Here is an 18246-nt window from a genome sequence, read left to right on the forward strand (position 1 = left end):
TTCGCCCTGTCTAACACTGAAACGCTATGATTTATAACTAATTATCCTTAGCAAAGGATCGGGAATATAATCCCATTCGATGGCTAAGAAGCAGTGGTTTCCGCTGTCTGATGATGGTGGGTCAGAATGCTGTCTGCGACCCAGCCATCCTGCGCCAGCGCGCTGGCGGCCAGCGGCCCGCTCAGCCGGACCTGCAGCTGGCCGATCACCCGGCCCTGAATGCGCTCGCAGTTGCTGTACAGCAGTCGGGCGTCGCCTCCCAGCAGGCTGGCGATATGCTGCAGATTGGGTTCGCGACCGCTGCTGCCGTCAAAACGTAAGGTCACGATCTGCTCGCCGTCGCGCAGCGGTGGCCCGGCCTCCGGGCGATCGGGGTGCTGCAGGCCGAGCATGGCGCGCGTCACCGGGTGCTGCGGGTTGCCAAACACGCGCCAGACATCGCCCTGTTCGACAATGCGCCCGCCCTCAAGCACGCTGACCCGATCGCAGAGGGTGCGAATGACCTCCATTTCGTGGGTGATCAGCACGATTGTCAGGCCCAGGCGCTGGTTAATCTCCTTGAGCAGGGTTAGCACCGACAGGGTGTTTTCCGGATCCAGCGCCGAGGTTGCCTCATCGCACAGCAGAATTTCCGGCTGAGTGACCAGCGCCCGGGCGATGCCGGTCCGCTGTTTCTGGCCACCGGAGAGGCGGGCCGGGTAGCTGTCGCGCAGCGCGCTGAGGCCCACCAGCTCAAGCATCTCGCTGACCCGACGCTGGCGTTCGCCGGCCGGGACGCCAGCCATCTTCAGCGGCAAGGCGATGTTCTGCGCCACGGTTTTGGTGGCCATCAGGTTAAAGTGCTGAAAAATCATCGCCACCCGCCGACGCAGATCGCGCAGCTGGCGCGTGGAGTAGCGCACGGTTGACTCGCCGTGGATGAACATCTCGCCGCTGTCGGCATTTTCCAGACGATTAAACAGGCGCAGCAGGGTGGATTTTCCGGCGCCGCTGCGGCCGATGATGCCGAAAATTTCGCCCTGACGGATGGTCAGGTCAATGTCCTGTAGCGCCTGCACGCCGTTAGGATAGGCTTTGCTGATACCAGCAAACTCAATGTGGGTCGGTGGGGCGGGGATATGCGTCACGATGATGCGCTCCGTTAGCCCGGGCAGCGGCTGACGCCGCTGCCCGCGGTGATTAGAATCCAGGTAAAATTTTGCCCTGATAACGCGTCAGAATGAACTGACGAACTGCGTCCGAATGCAGCGCTTGCGCCAGCTTCTGAATGCCCGGGTCCTGAATATTGTCCGGGCGCGCCACCAGATATTCGACGTACAGATCGCTGCCTTTTTCCACCAGCAACGCTTTATCGGTGTCGATACCGGCCTCCAGCGCATAGTTGGCAAAGATAAAGGCCAGGTCGACCTGCTTCACCGCGCGCGCCAGCATGGCGCCCTCCAGTTCGCGGATCTTAAAGTGATGCGGGTTGCTGGTAATGTCCTTGGTTGCCGATTGCGGGTTGTGCGGATCCTTGAGGGTAATCAGCCCGGCGTTGCTTAACATCACCAGCGCGCGGCCGGTGTTCACCGGATCGTTAGGGATGGCGATCGTGGCGCCGTCAGGCACCGCGGCGAGGGTCGTGTATTTGCTGGAGTAGGCGCCGAAGGGCTCGATATGCACTCCCACCACCGGTACAAGGTTGGTGTGGCGGGTCTGGTTGTAGTTATCGAGGAATGGCCGGTACTGGTAGTAGTTGGCGTCGAGGTGTTTCTCCGCCAGCTGCTGGTTAGGCTGAATAAAATCGTTAAACACCTTGACCTGTAAATCGACGCCTTCCTTTGCCAGCACCGGCTTCACAAATTCAAGGATTTCCGCATGCGGCACCGGCGTGGCGCCGACGATCAGCGTCTCGTTAGCCAGCGCTGCGGTGGAGAAGAGGGCCAGCAGTCCGGCGGCAATAATGGATTTTTTCATGATAAGGGTTTCCTGAGCAGAGAAGGGTAAGTTATTTGCGGCTGACGTAGCGCACCAGGCGGTCGCCGCTCATTTGCAGAAGCTGTACCAGCGCAATCAGCATCAGGACGGTGACCACCATCACGTCAGTCTGAAAGCGCTGATAACCAAAACGAATGGCCAGATCGCCCAGCCCGCCGCCGCCGATCACCCCCGCCATCGAGGTGTAGTCGACCAGCAAAATGGCCGTCACGGTCACGGCGGCGATCAGCCCGGCCCGCGACTCCGGCAGCAGCGTGTGCCAGATAAGCTGCCAGGTGCTGCCGCCCATCGACCAGCTGGCCTCCACCAGGCCGTGCTCCACTTCGCGCAGGGCGGTTTCCACCAGCCGGGCGAAGAACGGGGCGCAGCCGGCGACCAGCGGCGGAATGGTTCCTTCCACCCCCAGCGAGGTGCCGGTCAGCAACGTGGTCACCGGGATCATCACGATGAGCAAAATGATGAACGGCAGGGATCGCAGTACGTTGACGCACAATGACAGCAGGCGGTAAAGGCGCGGGGCGTACAGCAAACGCGGCTCACCGGTGAGATAGAGCACAATCCCCAGCGGAAGCCCCAGCAGTACGGTCCATCCCAGCGACCAGGCCAGCATGGTAAGGGTATCGAGGGCGGCCTGGGCCACATCGTTCCAGTCGATTTCCGCGAAAAACGCCAGCAGACTCGTCATATCAGTTCCAGTCATGTCGTTGCGGGCGAATGCCGTTCAGCACCCAGTTGCCAAGCAACTGATACTTCCAGCGAACCGGGTCGTGCAGGGTGTGCACCCGGGCATTGCGCCAGTGGCGGTCTAGATTGAGCGACTCACCGGTGGCGCGAGTGCCCCCCAGCTCGAACAGGCGGCTGGCGGCCTCCAGCGCCACTTCGGTGGTCCAGATTTTGGCGCGGGCGACGGCCAGCGACGCCTCGGCGACATGCTCCTCGCTGAGGTCATTTTTATAGCGGTCGAGCACCCGTCCCGCCCGCTCCAGCAGCGCGTCGGCTGCCGCAAGGCGGCTGTCCAGTTGACCGATATGGTAGATAGTCAGCGGATCGTCGCTCGCCCGCGCCACACCGGCGTCGATCCACGGCCGGGCGCTGTGGCGCACAAACGCCACGGTATCGTCCAGCGCCGCGCGGGCGATCCCGGCATCTATTGCCGCGGTGGTCAACTGGGCGAAGGGGCCGGCAAGAGTCGGGCTGGCGTAGGACTTCCAGGTTGGGAAAAGGTGGAAAGGATTGACCGGAAGATTATCGGCCAGCACGGTGCCGCTGGCGGTGGTGCGCTGACCGAGGCACGCCCAGTCATTGACCACCGTCAGCCCCGGGCTGTTCTGGGGGACGAAAGCGAGCTGGGCGCGATCGTCGGCGTCCAGCGCCAGAATGCCAATCCAGTGGGCGTACAGCGAGCCGGTGCAGTAGCCTTTACGACCATTGATCCGCAGACCGTCCGCGCCTTCCTCGATACGGGTACGAATGTCAAGGACCGTTTTCCCCCCGGTTTCCGACAGGGCATTGGCGAAGCGATAGCCCTGTAATACCTGGGCGAAAAAGAACGCCTGCTGGTCGTCGCTGCCCTGCAGACGAATATCCTCCAGCAGGCAGTAGTGGTTCTGGGGGATCTGGCCTAACGACGGATCCGCCGCAGAGAGAATGGCGATAACCTGCGCGAGGGTCGCGGCCGAGACCTCGGCGCCGCCAAAGCGGCGCGGCACCGTGATGCCCCACAGTCCGCTGTTGGAATAGGTGTTGACGATCTCCGCCGGGACAATGCCCGTGCGGTCGCGCTCGGCGGCGCCGGGTTTGAGCACGGCGGCGATCTCATGGGCGATGGCGAGGGCTTCCGCATCGCTGGCAATAATATGCGCCTGCGGCGTGGACTGGGTGTAAGGCTGTGCGGGTGAACTGGCTGACATCATCTTCTCTCTTATTCAGTGAATAGCTTATGCACAAATTAGATAAATAAATAATTCATAATGCCTGTGGGTTATATGTGTGGGTAAGCAAAACACGTGCCAGTGAGAGAGGAAGGCGCAGTCGTGACAGGAAGCGGGTTGGCTATGTCAGCTGATGGAGCGGACTGCTGCAAATGCAGCGCCGTTTTGCGCCGGCTGTTGCAAAGGCAACAGGAGAGGAAAGCGACCGCCGGACCGAAGGAAGGAAGTCAGGCGGTGAGCGTGGCGAGGGCCTCAGCGTTTCTTTGCCGCAGGGGCGAGCAGTGAGGGTGCGGTCTCGGTTAACGGTTGCCAGAGCCGCTCGGGGTCGCTAAATCCCTCTTCCACGAGAGCAAAAAAGCGGCTGGCGTGGAGACCGTCGACGAAGGCATGGTTAAACCGCCCGGCCACCGGGATCACGCCGTTCTGTAGTTTCCCCCAGGTAAGCGCGGGCACCGCCGCGCCTACGGCATATTCCGCATGGGTCATCGAGGTGAAGTGGAGCCACGGCAGACAACTGGCGCAGATAAAATGCTCGCCATCGACGATGAGCGGCGCCGGCGTTGTCTCTCTTGCCGCGACGATCTTCGGCGTTGCCGCATCGCTGAAGGTGGTGAACTCGGGGGCGTTGTCGCACCATACCTGGCGGAATCCTTCCTCGACGGTCATCACCGGCGTCATTACCGCCAGGCTGTCATATTCAATCACCTCATCATTGCGCACGCGCTGCCGTAGCTGCGGTACTCCGTTTGCCGCGCGCAGTAGCGCATAGAGCGCGAGCTGAAAAAACGAGACCCGACGGTCCTTCGCACATTCGTACAGGCGCTGCGCCGCTATCGGGACACAGAGGTTAAAGCTGGGGTTGGCAAATTGTCGGTAAAAGGTGAAATGGTCCCGGCGGGGCCAGGTCGCGGTGTCGATAATTCGGTAATGTGCCATGAATACCTCCTGAATACTGGCGGTCTGCTGACTATGCGACGATTTCAATCAGGTTGCCATCGGGATCGGCGATCACCGCCTCATAATAGCCGTCGCCGGTGGTACGCGGCGGCGAAACCAGTATCCCCGCATCCTCGGCGCGTTGGGCGAGGGCATCGACCTGTTCCGCCCCGCCTACCGAGAGGGCCAGATGCGCCCAGCCGGTATGGTTATTATCCGCGCTGGCCGGCTGCAGGCCAGGCTTGGTCATCAGCTCGATCACCACCTCGTCGTCGATGGTGACAAAATAGGAGGCAAAGCCGGGGTTGGTCTGGCTGAGGTATTTTTCATTGATGCTGGCGGCAAAGAACTCCACCCAGAAGCGGGCCTGGACGTCGAGCTGTTGGGTCCACAGGGCGAAATGGGCAATTTTCATGGTAAACCTCCGGGCAGGAACATTGACAATCAAAGCAGCGCAGACGATCATGCTTGCTGTTGCTCGTTTTTGATAATTTAAGGAGTTATCGTGCTCGATTATGCTGCTTTTCCCCAACAGCGACAAGCGTTGATTTGCCAGATCCTGCAGGAAAATGGCAGAGTGGTGTGCGCGGAGCTGGCGGCGCGGCTTCAGGTGTCGGAGCACACCATCCGCCGCGATCTGCATGAACTCAGTCGCGAAGGGTTCTGTAAAAAGGTGTATGGCGGGGCGGTGCTGAGCCTGCCGGAAGCCGGGGACTATAGTGAACGGAAAGATAAAAATCGAGCAACAAAACTCAGGATCGCGCAACAGTGTGCCAGGCTGGTGAAGCCCGGCGGCACGATTTTCGTCGATACCGGGACCACCAATCTGGCGATGGCCGAGGCGCTACCCGCTGAGCTGGCGCTGACGGTGGTAACGAACTCCCCGGAGATCGCCGCGGTACTGGTGAAAAAACCGTTGTATGACGTGGTGATCCTCGGTGGCCAGGTGCAGCGGGCGAGCGGCGGCTGCGTCGGCGCCGCGGCGGTGGCTCAGGTGCAGGGCATGTTATTCGACCAGGGGTTTATCGGCGGCTGCGCCATGGCGCCAGAGTCGGGCCTGACCGGTTTTGACTACGCCGACTGCGAGTTCAAGAAAGCGGTGATTAAGCAGTGCAGCGAAATTATCATCGGCCTGACCTCGGATAAAATTCCGGCAGTGGCACGGTTTGTGGTGGCCGCGAGCAGCGATATCGATGTGCTGGTGGTGGAAGAGAACATCAGTCGCGAATATCGCGTTGCCTTTCAGCAGCACGATATTCGCATCCATACCGTGTAACCCGTTAGCGGGTGAGGGAGGTGGCGATAAGCCGCAGGCCCAGCGCCCCCAGCACCGTCGCGGTGGCGATGTCGATCCGCCGCTTCAGCCGCAGGTAGACGCGCCGCGGTCGATCGGCAGACAGCACCAGCGCCACCAGCGAATACCAGCTGACGTCAATCAGAAAGCTCATCAGCGGCACGATGTAGTAAAACGCGGTGGGGATCTGCGCTGGCAGCAGAGCGGTAAAAATTGAGGCGAACACCAGCGCGGTTTTGGGATTGCTCAGCTGGGTATACAGCCCATCGCGGAAGGTCTTCAGCAGCGAATGGTTGCCAGCCATGCCGCTGGCGGAAAAGTCCATCGGCTGCGCCGACCCGCGGAAAATCTTATAGCCCAGCCATAACAGGTAGAGCCCGCCCGCTACTTTCAGGCCAATGAACAGCTCCGGCACCGCGGTGAGCACCTTCTGCAGGCCCAGCATCGCCATAATGGAAAAAATGGCGGCGCCGGCGCCATTACCGAGGGCGGTCACCAGACCGTGCACGCGCGAGCGAGCGACGGCATTGCGCGCGACAAAGATAAAGCTTGGGCCGGGACTGATCACGCCCATGATCAGCACCGCGGCAATGGCCATCAGGCTGGATAAGAACATAGCGACTCCTGTGATGTCCGCCGCCGGCAGGCGGTCGGTAACCTGTGAACGGTTGGGGTAGACAGAGTAGCAAACTGGTTCAGGAAATCACGTCAAAAAGGTGTGGATAAGGCAGGGCGGAGCGGGCGGTGGCGGCGCGCGTTTTCTGCGCAACTGTTTGAATAACGATTCCCATTCTTGTCATCAATGGTAAACTGAATAACTGTGATCTTTGTCATACCGTAATAACTACAGAGAAGAGACACTGCTATGCAACATATCATTGAGGGCTTCCTCAACTTCCAGAAAGAGATCTTCCCCCAGCGTAAAGAGCTCTTCCGTAGCCTGGCCTCCAGCCAGAATCCCAAAGCGCTTTTCATCTCCTGTTCAGACAGCCGTCTGGTGCCTGAACTGGTAACCCAGCAGGAGCCGGGACAGCTCTTTGTCATTCGTAACGCCGGGAATATCGTGCCGTCTTTCGGGCCGGAGCCAGGTGGCGTTTCTGCTACCATCGAATATGCCGTCGTTGCGCTGGGCGTGACGGATATCGTGATCTGCGGCCACTCCAACTGCGGCGCGATGAAAGCGATCGCCACCTGCCAGTGCCTTGAGCCGATGCCGGCCGTGTCCCACTGGCTGCGCTATGCTGATGCCGCGAAAGCAGTGGTGGAAAAGAAAACCTGGGCCAGCGAAACCGATAAGGTCAACGGCATGGTGCAGGAAAACGTCATCGCTCAGTTGAACAACATCAAAACCCATCCGTCGGTGGCGGTCGGTCTGCGCGACCATACCCTGCGCCTGCACGGCTGGTTCTACGACATTGAAAGCGGCGACATTCAGGCGCTGGATAAAAACACGAAATCCTTTGTTTCGCTGTCGGAAAATCCGGACGTCTTCTTCGAATAAAGCCGTTCTCAGGGCACGGAGGCCCTGTTCATCCCCTCACCACTCCACGCAAATTTTGCCAAAATGGGCGCCGCTTTGCAGATAGCGAAAGGCATCCGGTAAGGCTGTAAAATCAAACACTTTATCGATAACCGGCCGCGACGCCTGAAGGTTCAGGGCGTTGACGTAGTCCTGCTGTTGCCGTCTATTACCCACCACCAGCCCCTGCAGTCGGGCCTGTTTACTCATCAGCAGATGGGTGGGGACATGGCCCTCGAAGCCGGTCAGGACGCCGATCAGGGCGATGTGTCCGCCAACACTGACCGCCTCGAACGACTGCCCCAGGGTGCCCGGACCGCCCAGCTCCAGAATGAGATCGGCCCCGCGATGGCCGGTGATATCCTGCACCGCGGCGCCCCATGCCGGGGTGGTGCGGTAATTGATGAGATGATCGGCCCCCAGGGCGCGAGCGCGGGCGAGTTTTTCATCTGACGACGAGGTGACGATCACCTGCGCGCCCATACTTTTCGCCAGCTGCAGGGCGGTTATCGACACGCCGCCGGTGCCAAGCGTCAGCACCGTATCGCCTGCTTTTAACCGTCCTTCGACGACCAGCGCACGCCAGGCGGTAAGACCGGAGGTGGTGATGGTTGCCGCCTCCCTGAAACTCCACCCCTCAGGCGCATGGGTAAAATGGCTGGCCGGCCTGACGACATACTGGCAGGCGAACCCCTCCGCGCCATCGCCCGGGGTCTGACTGAAGTCGCTCACCAGCGGACCGGGGCGGCCATCCAGCCACTGCGGGAAAAAGCCAGCGACCACCCGGTCACCCGGCTGAAATTCGTTCACTCCGGCGCCAACCGCTTCCACCACGCCGGCGCCATCCGCCATCAGGATCCGCCGATCGGCGGTGGGAATTACCCCCGTTGCGACCAGCAAATCATGGTAGTTCAGCGAGGTGGCGTGCAGCGCCACCCGGATCTCTCCTGCAGCGGGCGCCCCGGGGTCAGCAAGATCGACAAGCTGCAGGTTCTCAAGCGAACCGGGTTTTTTGACTGTCCAGGCTTTCATCATCAGGCTCTCTTTTCTGGAGGATACAGTCAGTATTGGTCGGGAATGGAGCGAGCGCCACAGCATGCCTGTCGGCAAAACGCTGAAAAGGGAAAGGCGGAAAAAAATACAGCGCCGTTAAAAACGGCGCTGTATTTATCGCTAACGGCTAAAAGGCTTATTTGCTCAGTTCAGCCGTCATGTGGACGCGATTATTAAACTGGGCGCTGGTGATTTTATAGGATGCACCCTGTTCCGCGGCCTGGGCGGCGATTTTTGCTTCAGCCCGGTCCAGGGTCGAGGCGGTAGCGCTGACGCTCTGGGCGAAGCTGACGGAAGAGAACAGAGACAGTGCCGCAACTGCAACGAAAGTTTTGATGGATTTCATGGTCGTATTCCTTAATCTGGTGTCTGATAAAGGGCTTTTCGCCCTGATGTGGTAAAGAATACGCTTGAATGTTGCAGGCTAAAATCAAAACAATTTGCGAATCTTATTCAAATAATATGAATGATTTTTCGCCGCGTGCAACGCAGCCTGCCGCTGTCGGGCAGGCTTTGCCCCTGGCGTATAACTGGCAAGGTCGGGTGAGAGCGGGTTAAACGTTGGCCCGGAGATCATAAAATGATGAAAATGAGCATGGCTGACCAGGTGAAAATTAACCTTAATCCGTTCCAGTCCGTTATAGACTCGCTTGCGATTGATCCCCAACGTGGCCGCCAGTTGATTCACCGACTGTCCCTTCATGGTGGCGGCGATTATCCGCCTTTCCAGAAGGTTGAGGGGCGCTCGCTGACGGGAAGAGGTACTCTGACGCTGATGACGCGGCACCAGAGGCCAGCGACGATCGGCCAGCCTGCGCAAAAGGCGGCCAACCTCCGGAACGCTTTCCCGCTGGCTAACCCACAGGAGGGTATCCGCGAAAAAGGCGCGTCCGCGCCTCACGTTGCCGGCCGAGGTAAAGCCGACCACCAGACTCTGATAACGCAGGGCTAATTCAGCGGCGGCCTGATAATCGTGAAAGTTTTCCAGCGATAAAATAATCACATCCAGCCCAGCCGGATCGGGAAAATGGCTGAGTGGCAGCGAATGAATAATGTTCAGCCCGGGCAGGGTCTCCTGAATATCTCTGAAACACTGGGCGAGGCCGATATTAAAAAAAAGATTATTGCTGTGAATTAAAATATTCAACGGATAAACCCTGTTACAAGCGATGTAAACGGCGCGGAGAGGGGATTAGCTGCGTACCAGAAGTTTATTCATATCAGCAGGCGAGGCATTAATATAATTCATCATGCCCGGTGGTTTGAATGAGTAAATTTCGGCTACGACAGCATTGTTAATATAATACCCTGCGCACTTGACCCGAATAATTAATGCGCTTTCAACGCCTGCCTGGCTAAGACGGGATTTTAACGTCTGAATAACCTGCCATAATCGCTGCGCAGACGGGCGAAGGTTATTTTTTTCCCAGACGTTAATCATCAACTCTTCATCGCTGACCACCCGTTCTCTGCCATGCGCCAACAGATATTCCAGTAAACAGGCCATGGTACTGCGTAGCTGAACTTGCGTTCGCGTCCCTCGCAGCGCGATAATTTCCCGATGATGCAGGCAGTAGAAAATATTATCTGCTAACTTATAGCCAAGCAGTTTATAGCCCTTAGTCATCCACCACTCCCTGACAAATCCAGTTATTGCCGGTGCAGAGTACCTGCCTGCTGCTGACTGACCAAGTGAATTTTATTTGTTAGAATAATCAAAACAAATAACCATGTTTGTATACATAAGTAGAATAAAAATCTGATAAATGATTATTGCTCTGCAGGATTGTATGGTATAGGAAAAGTCTTAAACAAACGTCAGCCGCTGGTAAGCGGTTGAATATATAGGTGTCAGGAAAAACTAAATGCACTTATATTGATCTAGATCAATTTTGCTCATTTCAGGAGGCTTTCACCATTTACATAGTAAAACAAAGATTGAAATAACTTCCGTTACGCGATGATAAGCTGATTCTGAACTTATGGAACTACCCAGGGAATTGTTCATTACTTTTCAGGAGCGTTTTTATGGTCATTGCAACTCGTAAGCCTCTGTGTAACAAACGCTGGTCGGCCAGCCCGGCCTCCCAGGATCTTCAGTTGACTCAGCTACGCCACCCGTGGGTCGCCACCAAAGCCAGCTGCAAAAGCAAAAAAGCCTGGAAAAGCCGCAGTTAGCGGCCTGCCCAACCCCCTGACATAAAGCCCTGCTTGTCCCTGCGGACAAGCAGGGCTTACCTCTGCGACCTTTACACCGACTGCAACAGATAACCATAAGGTGTCTCCACCACCCTGGCAAAGCCGGGCAGACCAAGATGCATGCCGGCGATCAGCCATTGTTCGCTGGCGGCCTGGCGCAGCAGACATTCCCGGGTTTGTCGGGCTTGTTCAGGATCGACGTCGAAGGCGACCGACACCGACGTCCGGGTGGTCTGAATGGTCGGGAAATGGACAATATCCCCCCAGATCAGCAGCGAGGTATCGCCCGTCTCGAGACGATACCCGGTATGGCCGGGCGTATGGCCGGGCAGAGGGCACGGGTGGATCCCGGCGACCGTCTCCTCACCATCAACTTCGCGAATTTGCGCCGCGCAGATCGCCAGTACGCGGTGGACGAGCAGCACGTTGCGCCGGCCGCGATCGCTGGCGTTGTCCAGTGTGGATTCCGCCAGCCAGTAAGCGCGTTCCCGCGAAGGCAGGAACACCGTGGCGTTGGGATACGCCGGGGCGCCGGTTGCCGTCAGCAACCCGCCGATGTGATCCGGGTGCGCGTGGGTGAGGAGGATGGTGTCAATCTCCTCAGGGCGTACGCCGAGCAGCGCCAGAGTGGCGATAAGCGCACCGCCGACGCCATTGACTCCCCCGGTGCCGGTATCCACCAGTACGGTATGCCCGCGTCCGCGGATAAGATAGGCGCCGATCGCAATGGCCTCCGGTGAGGCTAACCCGGCGTTCCGCTGCAGGCGCTCCGCCTCCTCAGGCGTGATACCCGAGAGTAAGGACAGTGGCGCCGACATCTGACCATCACTGACGGCGGTCACCGTCAGATCGCCTGCGGTCAACGTATAAAAGGGAGCTGGTGTCATGGCGACCTCACGCGCGTTGCGCCGGGTTACGTAACCGGGCGGTGATGGGTTGATAGATAAAGACGGCGGCAGCCGTGGCCAGGTGATGCAGGTCGTCACGCGGGACGATGGCGGCATACCGGGTTTGTTGCGTCGCCAGGCCGCCAGGCAGCAGGACGATTGCCGGGGAGATGGGTAGCGTCTGAGGCGTATCGCTCAGCAGGAGCACCTCATCAGACCGGACCTCCCGCACGCCGCTATCTGCAACATAGAGGTGGCGGTGCCAGTCGGTGATCGCCGATTGCCAGCGGGCAAAATGGCCGCCACCGTTGCGGCGGTAGGCGTCGCTGTCGATGACGGTAGCATCGTGGATATCGTGCAGCGCCAGGTAGCGGGGACACTCCTCGCTGAGGGCGCGGAAGCGCTGAGAGGCGTAAAAACCGGGCACAGAGACCAGCGCCGGCAGTTTTTCCTGATTGTAAAAGGTATTCCACGCTGTTTCGCTTTGGGGATCGGTGTAGGCGCATTCGACGACATAGAGCATAGTGACCTCGATGGACAGATGATTGAGCGCGCAAAGCGCTTTAGTGACTTTTCATCATCCTATCGGCTAAAAATGGCGCTGAAAAACGATGTTAATTCAATGGTCAGTGATATTCTGTCACTGACTTTCGGTGAGCCTGCACAAGGAGCATTGGCTATGCGTCGTAAAATCCCCAGCAGCGCTGCGCTACTGGCTTTTGAGGCCGCTGCCCGTCACGGCAACTTTGCCCGCGCGGCGGCGGAACTCGCGTTAACGGAAGGGGCCATCAGCCGGCAGATTGCCCGTCTGGAAGCGCTCCTCGACAGTAAACTCTTCGACAGGACGGGGAGCCGGGTGCGGCTCAATCCGGCTGGCGCCCGCTATGCCCGCCAGGTCCGCGAGATCCTCGCCCGTCTGGAGCGGGACACCCACGACGTCAGCGGGATGCCCTCCGATGGACATAGTCTGGAGATCGCCGTGCTCCCCACCTTTGCCAGCCGCTGGTTAATTCCCCGGCTTGGACGCTTTGCAGCGCAGCATCCGCATATCGTGGTCAATATTGCCGCCCGCAGCGATCCCTTCATCCTCCCGGGCAGCGGTTTTGATGCCGCCATCCATTTTGATCACCCGGCGTGGACTGGCATGGATGTGACCTTTTTGTTCGAGGAGTATCTGCTGCCGGTCTGTCATGCGGCGCTGCTGACGAATGACGATCTCCCCGGGCAACTGAACCGATTGCCGCGCATTCACCGGCGGCAGAACCCTGACGCCTGGCTGCTCTATGCCCGGGAATGCGGGCTGGCGCTGGATAATCCGGCGCAGGGGCCGCGCTACGATCTGCATGAGATGGCCATCGCCGCGGTACTGAGTCAGCAGGGGGTGGCGCTGGTGCCGAAGATGTATGTGGAAAGCGAGCTGCGCGCCGGGACGCTGGTCGCTCCGTGGCCGGGCTCCCCGACGCTGGCCAAGCGCTTTTGTCTGATCAAACCCGGTGGCGGGGAGGGAGAGCTGGCGCTGCAGGTGTTTGAGCGCTGGCTGCAGACGGAGATTGCAGCCGGTTAAGTCAGGGCTGGCCCGGGGGGAGGCTGCGTCGCCCGCTGGCGGGCATATTTCCCCGGCGATATCCCGGTATAGCGGGTAAAGGTTACGCTGAACGCGCTGGCCGAGCCATAGCCGATGCGCTCGGCGATATCCGCAATGCTGATGCCCGTCTCGCTCAGCCACTGCATGGCCAGGGTCATTCGCCAGCCTAACAGATAGCCCATCGGGGTCATCCCGGTCAGGTCGGTAAAGCGTTCAAATAACGTCGAGCGAGACAGCGCGCAGTCGGCGGCCAGGGCGTTGACCGTCCAGCGTCTGGCGGGGGCCTGATGCAGCAGGCGGATTGCCTGGGCGACCCGCGGGTCGCTCAGCCCGCGCATCAGACCGGGGGTGGCGAGCGTGCCGGAGGAACGGATGGCCTCGATAAAAAGTAGCTCAACCATCCGCGCCAGAACGAAAGATTTGCCCGCGCGATCCGCCTTCGCTTCCTCTTTCAGCAGCCCGACAAAGGTGGCCAGCCGCGGTTGATTGCGGACCACCACAAAGGCTGGCAACAGCGAGGCCAGCAGGCTGGCGTTCGTTGAACCGGAAGCGCAGTGGCCAATCAGCGCCTGCATCTGCGCAGGCTTGTCGAGGGCTCCAAGCCGAAAGTGTCCCTCCGCCAGTTGGACCGGGATGGTCTCCAGCGCCGGTGAAGGGGGCGGGGTCAGGCTGGTTAGCGCGAAGCGGTACGCCGCCGGGATCAGAATAAAATCCCCGGCGCGCAGGATCTGCGGCTCATGCTGGTCTATTTCCAGCCGACAGCCGCCTTCCAGCACGACGCCATAAAATGACAACCCCTGGTCCGAGCGTATCACTCGCCAGTCTCCCGCCCCCTCAACGGTTTTGGTCAGCACCGCTCTGAGATTTAGCATGGCAATAACCTCCGCCAACGGATCGCTCATTTCCGGACTCCTGCTAAAGAATGATGGATTATTGACCCTATATCGTCCGACACGGCCTGTCTATGATCAAAAGGAAGAAGCCATTCGGAGACAGAGATATGCAAACGATAATGATCACCGGCTGTTCATCGGGTTTTGGCCTGGAGACGGCGCGTTATTTTCTCGAGCAAGGCTGGAAGGTTATTGCCACGATGCGCGCTCCGCAGGAAGGTGTGTTGCCCGCCAGCGACCGTCTGCGGCTGGTGCGTCTTGACGTCACTTCGGCGCAGAGTATCGCAGAGGCCATTGCCGAAGCCGGAGAGATTGATGTGCTGGTTAACAACGCCGGGGTGGGGATGCTTAATGCCCTGGAGGGCGCGTCGCGCGAGGCGATAGCAGACCTGTTTGCCACCAATACCCTGGGAACGATTGCCATGACCCAGGCGGTGATCCCCCGGTTCAGAGCGCGCCGAAGCGGGACCATCGTTAACATTACCTCGGCGGTCACCCTGCAACCGATGCCCCTGTTGGCGGTATACACCGCGAGTAAGGCGGCGGTGAATGCCTTCACGGAGTCGCTGGCGCTGGAGCTCCGTGCTTTTAATATTCGCGTCGGGCTAATCCTGCCGGGACGCGCCCCGCAGACCCGCTTCGGGGAAAACGCTCGTCGAACGATGGGCCAGCTCCCGGAGAGCTATGCGGCGCTCGGCCAGCAGATCCTCGACAGCATGCAGGATAACGCCAGCGTGACGCAGGCTGTCGATGTGGCTCAGGCCGTCTGGCGGATGGTGAACGATCCTCAGGCCCCTTCGCGGCTGCCGGCAGGGGAAGATGCCCTGGCGATGGCGCAGGCCAGTCTTCGCCGTGTCTGAAGACAATATGCGGGTTTTGTCTGTCAGACGGTAGGTGCGCAAGCTGCCGCTGCGCTTTATGGCCAGGGGAATATTATCCCTGTCAGTATCGACTGGATAATATTAGCGGGTTATACGAAATAACGGTCAGGCGGCGCTTACTGATGTAAATCAGGATACCAATGTCTTTCATGGTGCGTTTTCGCCGCTTATTCTGGATATGTGCGAACCGCCCGCCATATTATGACATCATCAATGGCTCAGGTCTTTTATATGTAATTTCTCAATGTAATTCGGGCGTTAATCTTAAAAAGTTAGTCTGGCCCAGTCGGGGCTGGACTTTCTTTATTCTACTGTGGCATGGTTTCATCCCTGCTGTACCGCGCTCGCTTTTTTACGCCAGGGAATAGTTTCCATTATGGAATATTTCTTTGGTGGATTATGAATATAAAACGAACATTACTCATCATACTTTCCCGTGTTATCAGGGGAGCAGGTATGGGATTAGGTACTTCAGGTATCGCGCTGGCTGGCTGGTTCTTTTTTTCTCAGTAAATGAATATAAATTTCTCTGGGGTTTACTTTCAGTTGTGGAATTCCTGGTGGGGTATCTGATATATCGATTTTCATATGCATATATTTATGATGAATGGAATGATTATCATTAAAAATTAAACGGCGTGGTCTGTTGATCGATTTTTGATGCTCATGACTGTGGAGTAAAAATATGAGTGTGATGGGTGCCCTTTCAAATACTAGAAGTGTCGTTTTGCCAGCGTTAATTTTGTCTGAATCTGAGGGACGAGACCCAGTGCAATTTGTGAACGGGCTTCATGACGTAAAATTCGGGCCACACTGAGTGAAATTTCAGGTTAGAGGCCGAAACTCATGCGGCATTGTTTTCCGTTATGATAGTAGTGAAAGTGCCATTTTTGCTTCCTGATTTGCTGACAAACAGGGAGAGGCCTTCCATGTCGGTCAGAGAGTAGTTTTGAGGATGAATCGCAGCGTTACGAATGGCCGTGTCGGTAATGGCATAGTCGTCACCTTAGTTTTGTCTGCAGTATTCTGTAACGTCAACGCCTGAATTTTTGAAGCCTGAAATGTTTTCCGCCGGGAAAAAATGCCTTGCTGCAATGATACTTTTCCCGTCGTTCGTGGACTAAAGCGCCATTTCGATGTGCTCAAAAATGTACTTAAAAGGGTTGGCTTCCCCTGCACGAGTGTGGAATATGCAAGGAAAAATCTTTGCCAATACACAACATTTTAAGTCAGCAATACCATCGGGGGGCAGGTGATAAAACACAGAAATTACAGAAGGATAACTGATTGGTGCGTCTGAATGGACTCGAACCATCGACCCCCACCATGTCAAGGTGGTGCTCTAACCAACTGAGCTACAGACGCATTATGGTGCGTTTAATTGGACTCGAACCAACGACCCCCACCATGTCAAGGTGGTGCTCTAACCAACTGAGCTATAAACGCATTATGGTGCGTTCGATTGGACTCGAACCAACGACCCCCACCATGTCAAGGTGGTGCTCTAACCAACTGAGCTACGAACGCAATGTTGTGGTGACAACGGGGACGCATATTAGCGGCAGGGAGAGGATGTGGCAAGAGGTAAACGTCACTTTTCTTGCACATTGCATGCGATTGCGGAACTTTTACCCATTCCGGATATATTTTACTGAACCACAAGGATATTTCTTCGCCAGCGAGCGTCATGACTCGCTTTTTTCTGCCCGTCTAACTCTGCGCGGTAGGGTTGCCGTTGTGTTAAATTATCGGCCACCAGAAGAGAAGGAGTCATAACGAAGATGAAATCGATTGGTATTTTTTGCGGTTCTTCAGCTGGCGAACATCCGCTGTATCTCGACACCGCCCGTCTGGTCGGACGTACGCTGGCGCAGCAGGGGCTGGCGCTTGTCTATGGCGGCGGCAAAGTCGGTCTGATGGGGGCGGTCGCCGATGCGGCGCTGGAGGCCGGTGGCGTGGTGATCGGCGTGATGCCGCGCGGCCTGGTGGAGCGGGAAATTGCCCACCGCGGCTTGACGGAGTTGCATGTGGTAGAGGATATGCACGAACGGAAAACCAAAATGGCGGCGCTGGCGGATGGCTTTATTGCCCTGCCGGGCGGGGCGGGGACGCTCGAAGAGATTTTCGAACAATGGACCTGGGCGCAACTGGGGATCCATGAGAAACCGTGCGCGTTCCTGAATATCAAGGGTTATTACGATCCGCTTCAGGCGATGGTCGACAACATGGTACGGGAAGGATTTATGCACCCGCGCTACGCGGAGATGCTGCCGTTTGCTACCTCGGCAGACGAGATTATCGCCGGTTTTCGCGACTATACGCCGCCGGCCCGTAAATGGGTTCAGCAGCCCGCTATTTAAACATCAAGCGCAGGGTAAACAGCGCGCAGACGATGAGCAGTAACAGCAGCAATTCGAAGCGATAGCGTTGCAGCATGATGTCCTCCTGAAAAAAAACCGGCGCTGTTCTGCGCCGGTTTATCACCTTAACGCCCTGACCATTATGCCGCCGGTTTAACCGCCGGTTTAGCTGCGTGGTGTGCCGCTTTATGATGTTTCTTTGCAGCCTGCGCTTTCTGCGCGACTGCCGGTTTCGCAGCAGCTTTGTGGTGTTTCTTCGCAGCCTGCGCTTTCTGCGCGACTGCCGGTTTCGCAGCGGCTTTATGGTGTTTCTTCGCCGCCTGGGCTTTCTGCGCTACTGCCGGTTTCGCAGCGGCTTTATGGTGTTTCTTCGCCGCCTGGGTTTTTTGCTCAGCAGCCGGTTTTGCAGCGGCTTTGTGGTGTTTCTTCGCCGCCTGGGCTTTCTGCTCGGCTGCCGGTTTCGCGGCCGCTTTGTGATGTTTCTTATGGTGAACGGTGGTATGGCTGGCAGCTGCGGCCGGGGTGGCGCTTGCGGCATCGGCAGCGAAAGCAACTGATGACAGACCCATAGCAGCGGCAACAACCAGAGCTAATACTTTTTTCATTCTGAAATCCTCGAATTGGTTTCTTGAGTAACCCCACTGCGGGGCTGTTGACCACACTATATGCGTCTCGGGGAGTGCCATCAGTGAGTCTTTGGTGTCGGGGAGTAACGGAATGTACAACGTGGT

Annotated in this window: 21 protein-coding genes and 3 tRNA genes; 6 read left to right on the top strand and 18 right to left on the bottom strand. The window is 57.8% G+C overall.

Translation table 11 applies throughout. The features are described from left to right. Positions 1 to 83: 83 nt before the first annotated feature. The 6 genes from R0140_RS11755 to R0140_RS11780 form a co-directional block, all read right to left on the bottom strand. The gene (locus R0140_RS11755) at positions 84 to 1127 is read right to left on the bottom strand and encodes a methionine ABC transporter ATP-binding protein (protein ID WP_008804591.1); all 1044 of its coding nucleotides are present in this window, start codon (positions 1125 to 1127) and stop codon (positions 84 to 86) included. 52 nt (positions 1128 to 1179) lie between these two features. Beyond that, on the bottom strand, positions 1180 to 1956 hold the full coding sequence (locus tag R0140_RS11760) for a MetQ/NlpA family ABC transporter substrate-binding protein (RefSeq protein WP_008804592.1): 777 nt from the start codon (positions 1954 to 1956) through the stop codon (positions 1180 to 1182). 31 nt (positions 1957 to 1987) lie between these two features. Next, positions 1988 to 2662 carry a methionine ABC transporter permease gene (locus R0140_RS11765; RefSeq protein ID WP_008804593.1) on the bottom strand — a complete coding sequence of 225 codons (675 nt, stop codon included), beginning with the start codon at positions 2660 to 2662 and terminating at the stop codon, positions 1988 to 1990. Position 2663: 1 nt separating this feature from the next. Then, positions 2664 to 3890, bottom strand: a complete 1227-nt coding sequence (locus tag R0140_RS11770; protein WP_023322749.1) for an SfnB family sulfur acquisition oxidoreductase — start codon at positions 3888 to 3890, stop codon at positions 2664 to 2666. A 270-nt stretch (positions 3891 to 4160) separates the two neighbouring features. Next, positions 4161 to 4844, bottom strand: a complete 684-nt coding sequence (locus R0140_RS11775; RefSeq protein ID WP_008804595.1) for a CatA-like O-acetyltransferase, family 1 — start codon at positions 4842 to 4844, stop codon at positions 4161 to 4163. A gap of 31 nt (positions 4845 to 4875) precedes the next feature. Beyond that, positions 4876 to 5259 carry a VOC family protein gene (locus R0140_RS11780; protein ID WP_012541498.1) on the bottom strand — a complete coding sequence of 128 codons (384 nt, stop codon included), beginning with the start codon at positions 5257 to 5259 and terminating at the stop codon, positions 4876 to 4878. Positions 5260 to 5349: 90 nt separating this feature from the next. Between R0140_RS11780 and R0140_RS11785 the strand changes: the two genes are divergently transcribed. Next, positions 5350 to 6120: a DeoR/GlpR family DNA-binding transcription regulator gene (locus R0140_RS11785; protein ID WP_012541499.1), complete on the top strand. Its 771-nt coding sequence runs from the start codon at positions 5350 to 5352 to the stop codon at positions 6118 to 6120. Positions 6121 to 6124: 4 nt separating this feature from the next. Here R0140_RS11785 and R0140_RS11790 read toward each other — a convergent pair whose 3' ends face one another. Next, positions 6125 to 6754, bottom strand: coding sequence for a LysE family translocator (locus R0140_RS11790; protein ID WP_032735801.1), 630 nt, complete (start codon positions 6752 to 6754; stop codon positions 6125 to 6127). A gap of 249 nt (positions 6755 to 7003) precedes the next feature. On the opposite strand from R0140_RS11790, the gene R0140_RS11795 reads away from it, so the two are divergent. Next, complete coding sequence (locus R0140_RS11795) at positions 7004 to 7639, top strand: carbonic anhydrase (RefSeq protein WP_008804599.1); 636 nt, start codon at positions 7004 to 7006, stop codon at positions 7637 to 7639. 36 nt (positions 7640 to 7675) lie between these two features. On the opposite strand, the gene R0140_RS11800 is transcribed toward R0140_RS11795, so the two are convergent. From R0140_RS11800 to R0140_RS11815, 4 genes are all read right to left on the bottom strand, one after another. Beyond that, positions 7676 to 8692, bottom strand: coding sequence for a zinc-dependent alcohol dehydrogenase family protein (locus R0140_RS11800; RefSeq protein ID WP_196530643.1), 1017 nt, complete (start codon positions 8690 to 8692; stop codon positions 7676 to 7678). A 154-nt stretch (positions 8693 to 8846) separates the two neighbouring features. Continuing rightward, a complete protein-coding gene (locus R0140_RS11805) occupies positions 8847 to 9056 on the bottom strand; it encodes a YdgH/BhsA/McbA-like domain containing protein (RefSeq protein ID WP_004202908.1) in 210 nt (69 codons plus the stop codon). Between the two features lie 84 nt (positions 9057 to 9140). Further along, the gene (locus R0140_RS11810) at positions 9141 to 9857 is read right to left on the bottom strand and encodes a hypothetical protein (RefSeq protein WP_032735800.1); all 717 of its coding nucleotides are present in this window, start codon (positions 9855 to 9857) and stop codon (positions 9141 to 9143) included. 45 nt (positions 9858 to 9902) lie between these two features. Beyond that, positions 9903 to 10337, bottom strand: coding sequence for a winged helix-turn-helix domain-containing protein (locus R0140_RS11815; RefSeq protein ID WP_012968028.1), 435 nt, complete (start codon positions 10335 to 10337; stop codon positions 9903 to 9905). 401 nt (positions 10338 to 10738) lie between these two features. On the opposite strand from R0140_RS11815, the gene R0140_RS11820 reads away from it, so the two are divergent. Beyond that, on the top strand, positions 10739 to 10888 hold the full coding sequence (locus tag R0140_RS11820) for a hypothetical protein (RefSeq protein ID WP_012541503.1): 150 nt from the start codon (positions 10739 to 10741) through the stop codon (positions 10886 to 10888). Between the two features lie 71 nt (positions 10889 to 10959). Here the strand turns inward: R0140_RS11820 and R0140_RS11825 are convergent, their stop codons facing one another. Next, on the bottom strand, positions 10960 to 11796 hold the full coding sequence (locus tag R0140_RS11825) for an MBL fold metallo-hydrolase (protein ID WP_023340263.1): 837 nt from the start codon (positions 11794 to 11796) through the stop codon (positions 10960 to 10962). Between the two features lie 7 nt (positions 11797 to 11803). Next, a complete protein-coding gene (locus R0140_RS11830) occupies positions 11804 to 12319 on the bottom strand; it encodes a DUF4286 family protein (RefSeq protein ID WP_008804604.1) in 516 nt (171 codons plus the stop codon). A gap of 156 nt (positions 12320 to 12475) precedes the next feature. Between R0140_RS11830 and R0140_RS11835 the strand changes: the two genes are divergently transcribed. Next, positions 12476 to 13360 (top strand): LysR substrate-binding domain-containing protein, encoded by an 885-nt coding sequence (locus R0140_RS11835; protein WP_032700936.1) that lies wholly within the window; start codon positions 12476 to 12478, stop codon positions 13358 to 13360. Here the strand turns inward: R0140_RS11835 and R0140_RS11840 are convergent. Beyond that, on the bottom strand, positions 13357 to 14283 hold the full coding sequence (locus R0140_RS11840) for an AraC family transcriptional regulator (protein ID WP_110184907.1): 927 nt from the start codon (positions 14281 to 14283) through the stop codon (positions 13357 to 13359). The two genes, R0140_RS11835 and R0140_RS11840, sit on opposite strands and share 4 nt — an antisense overlap. A 98-nt stretch (positions 14284 to 14381) precedes the next feature. On the opposite strand from R0140_RS11840, the gene R0140_RS11845 reads away from it, so the two are divergent. After that, positions 14382 to 15134, top strand: coding sequence for an SDR family oxidoreductase (locus tag R0140_RS11845; protein WP_012968033.1), 753 nt, complete (start codon positions 14382 to 14384; stop codon positions 15132 to 15134). A 1309-nt stretch (positions 15135 to 16443) separates the two neighbouring features. Here the strand turns inward: R0140_RS11845 and R0140_RS11850 are convergent. The 3 genes from R0140_RS11850 to R0140_RS11860 all read right to left on the bottom strand — a co-directional run bounded on the left by R0140_RS11850 (position 16444) and on the right by R0140_RS11860 (position 16682). Continuing rightward, positions 16444 to 16520 (bottom strand) — tRNA-Val (locus tag R0140_RS11850). A gap of 4 nt (positions 16521 to 16524) precedes the next feature. Then, positions 16525 to 16601 (bottom strand) — tRNA-Val (locus R0140_RS11855). A gap of 4 nt (positions 16602 to 16605) precedes the next feature. Then, positions 16606 to 16682, bottom strand: a tRNA-Val gene (locus R0140_RS11860). 254 nt (positions 16683 to 16936) lie between these two features. Here R0140_RS11860 and R0140_RS11865 point away from each other — a divergent pair. Continuing rightward, positions 16937 to 17515, top strand: a complete 579-nt coding sequence (locus tag R0140_RS11865; protein WP_008804612.1) for an LOG family protein — start codon at positions 16937 to 16939, stop codon at positions 17513 to 17515. Positions 17516 to 17655: 140 nt separating this feature from the next. On the opposite strand, the gene asr is transcribed toward R0140_RS11865, so the two are convergent. Further along, a complete protein-coding gene (gene asr, locus R0140_RS11870; RefSeq protein WP_117122270.1) occupies positions 17656 to 18120 on the bottom strand; it encodes an acid resistance repetitive basic protein Asr in 465 nt (154 codons plus the stop codon). Between the last annotated feature and the right edge of the window lie 126 nt (positions 18121 to 18246).

This window comes from Klebsiella sp. w6, assembly GCF_033100215.1.
Taxonomy (GTDB): domain Bacteria; phylum Pseudomonadota; class Gammaproteobacteria; order Enterobacterales; family Enterobacteriaceae; genus Klebsiella; species Klebsiella variicola.

Excerpts from the sequence above, each read along its gene's own strand:
- R0140_RS11760 (WP_008804592.1), bottom strand. The coding sequence starts at position 1,956 with ATGAAAAAATCCATTATTGCCGCCGGACTGCTGGCCCTCTTCTCCACC.
- R0140_RS11765 (WP_008804593.1), bottom strand. The coding sequence starts at position 2,662 with ATGACGAGTCTGCTGGCGTTTTTCGCGGAAATCGACTGGAACGATGTG.
- R0140_RS11770 (WP_023322749.1), bottom strand. The coding sequence starts at position 3,890 with ATGATGTCAGCCAGTTCACCCGCACAGCCTTACACCCAGTCCACGCCG.
- R0140_RS11775 (WP_008804595.1), bottom strand. The coding sequence starts at position 4,844 with ATGGCACATTACCGAATTATCGACACCGCGACCTGGCCCCGCCGGGAC.
- R0140_RS11780 (WP_012541498.1), bottom strand. The coding sequence starts at position 5,259 with ATGAAAATTGCCCATTTCGCCCTGTGGACCCAACAGCTCGACGTCCAG.
- R0140_RS11790 (WP_032735801.1), bottom strand. The coding sequence starts at position 6,754 with ATGTTCTTATCCAGCCTGATGGCCATTGCCGCGGTGCTGATCATGGGC.
- R0140_RS11795 (WP_008804599.1), top strand. The coding sequence starts at position 7,004 with ATGCAACATATCATTGAGGGCTTCCTCAACTTCCAGAAAGAGATCTTC.
- R0140_RS11800 (WP_196530643.1), bottom strand. The coding sequence starts at position 8,692 with ATGATGAAAGCCTGGACAGTCAAAAAACCCGGTTCGCTTGAGAACCTG.
- R0140_RS11805 (WP_004202908.1), bottom strand. The coding sequence starts at position 9,056 with ATGAAATCCATCAAAACTTTCGTTGCAGTTGCGGCACTGTCTCTGTTC.
- R0140_RS11815 (WP_012968028.1), bottom strand. The coding sequence starts at position 10,337 with ATGACTAAGGGCTATAAACTGCTTGGCTATAAGTTAGCAGATAATATT.
- R0140_RS11820 (WP_012541503.1), top strand. The coding sequence starts at position 10,739 with ATGGTCATTGCAACTCGTAAGCCTCTGTGTAACAAACGCTGGTCGGCC.
- R0140_RS11825 (WP_023340263.1), bottom strand. The coding sequence starts at position 11,796 with ATGACACCAGCTCCCTTTTATACGTTGACCGCAGGCGATCTGACGGTG.
- R0140_RS11830 (WP_008804604.1), bottom strand. The coding sequence starts at position 12,319 with ATGCTCTATGTCGTCGAATGCGCCTACACCGATCCCCAAAGCGAAACA.
- R0140_RS11835 (WP_032700936.1), top strand. The coding sequence starts at position 12,476 with ATGCGTCGTAAAATCCCCAGCAGCGCTGCGCTACTGGCTTTTGAGGCC.
- R0140_RS11840 (WP_110184907.1), bottom strand. The coding sequence starts at position 14,283 with ATGAGCGATCCGTTGGCGGAGGTTATTGCCATGCTAAATCTCAGAGCG.
- R0140_RS11845 (WP_012968033.1), top strand. The coding sequence starts at position 14,382 with ATGCAAACGATAATGATCACCGGCTGTTCATCGGGTTTTGGCCTGGAG.
- R0140_RS11865 (WP_008804612.1), top strand. The coding sequence starts at position 16,937 with ATGAAATCGATTGGTATTTTTTGCGGTTCTTCAGCTGGCGAACATCCG.
- asr (WP_117122270.1), bottom strand. The coding sequence starts at position 18,120 with ATGAAAAAAGTATTAGCTCTGGTTGTTGCCGCTGCTATGGGTCTGTCA.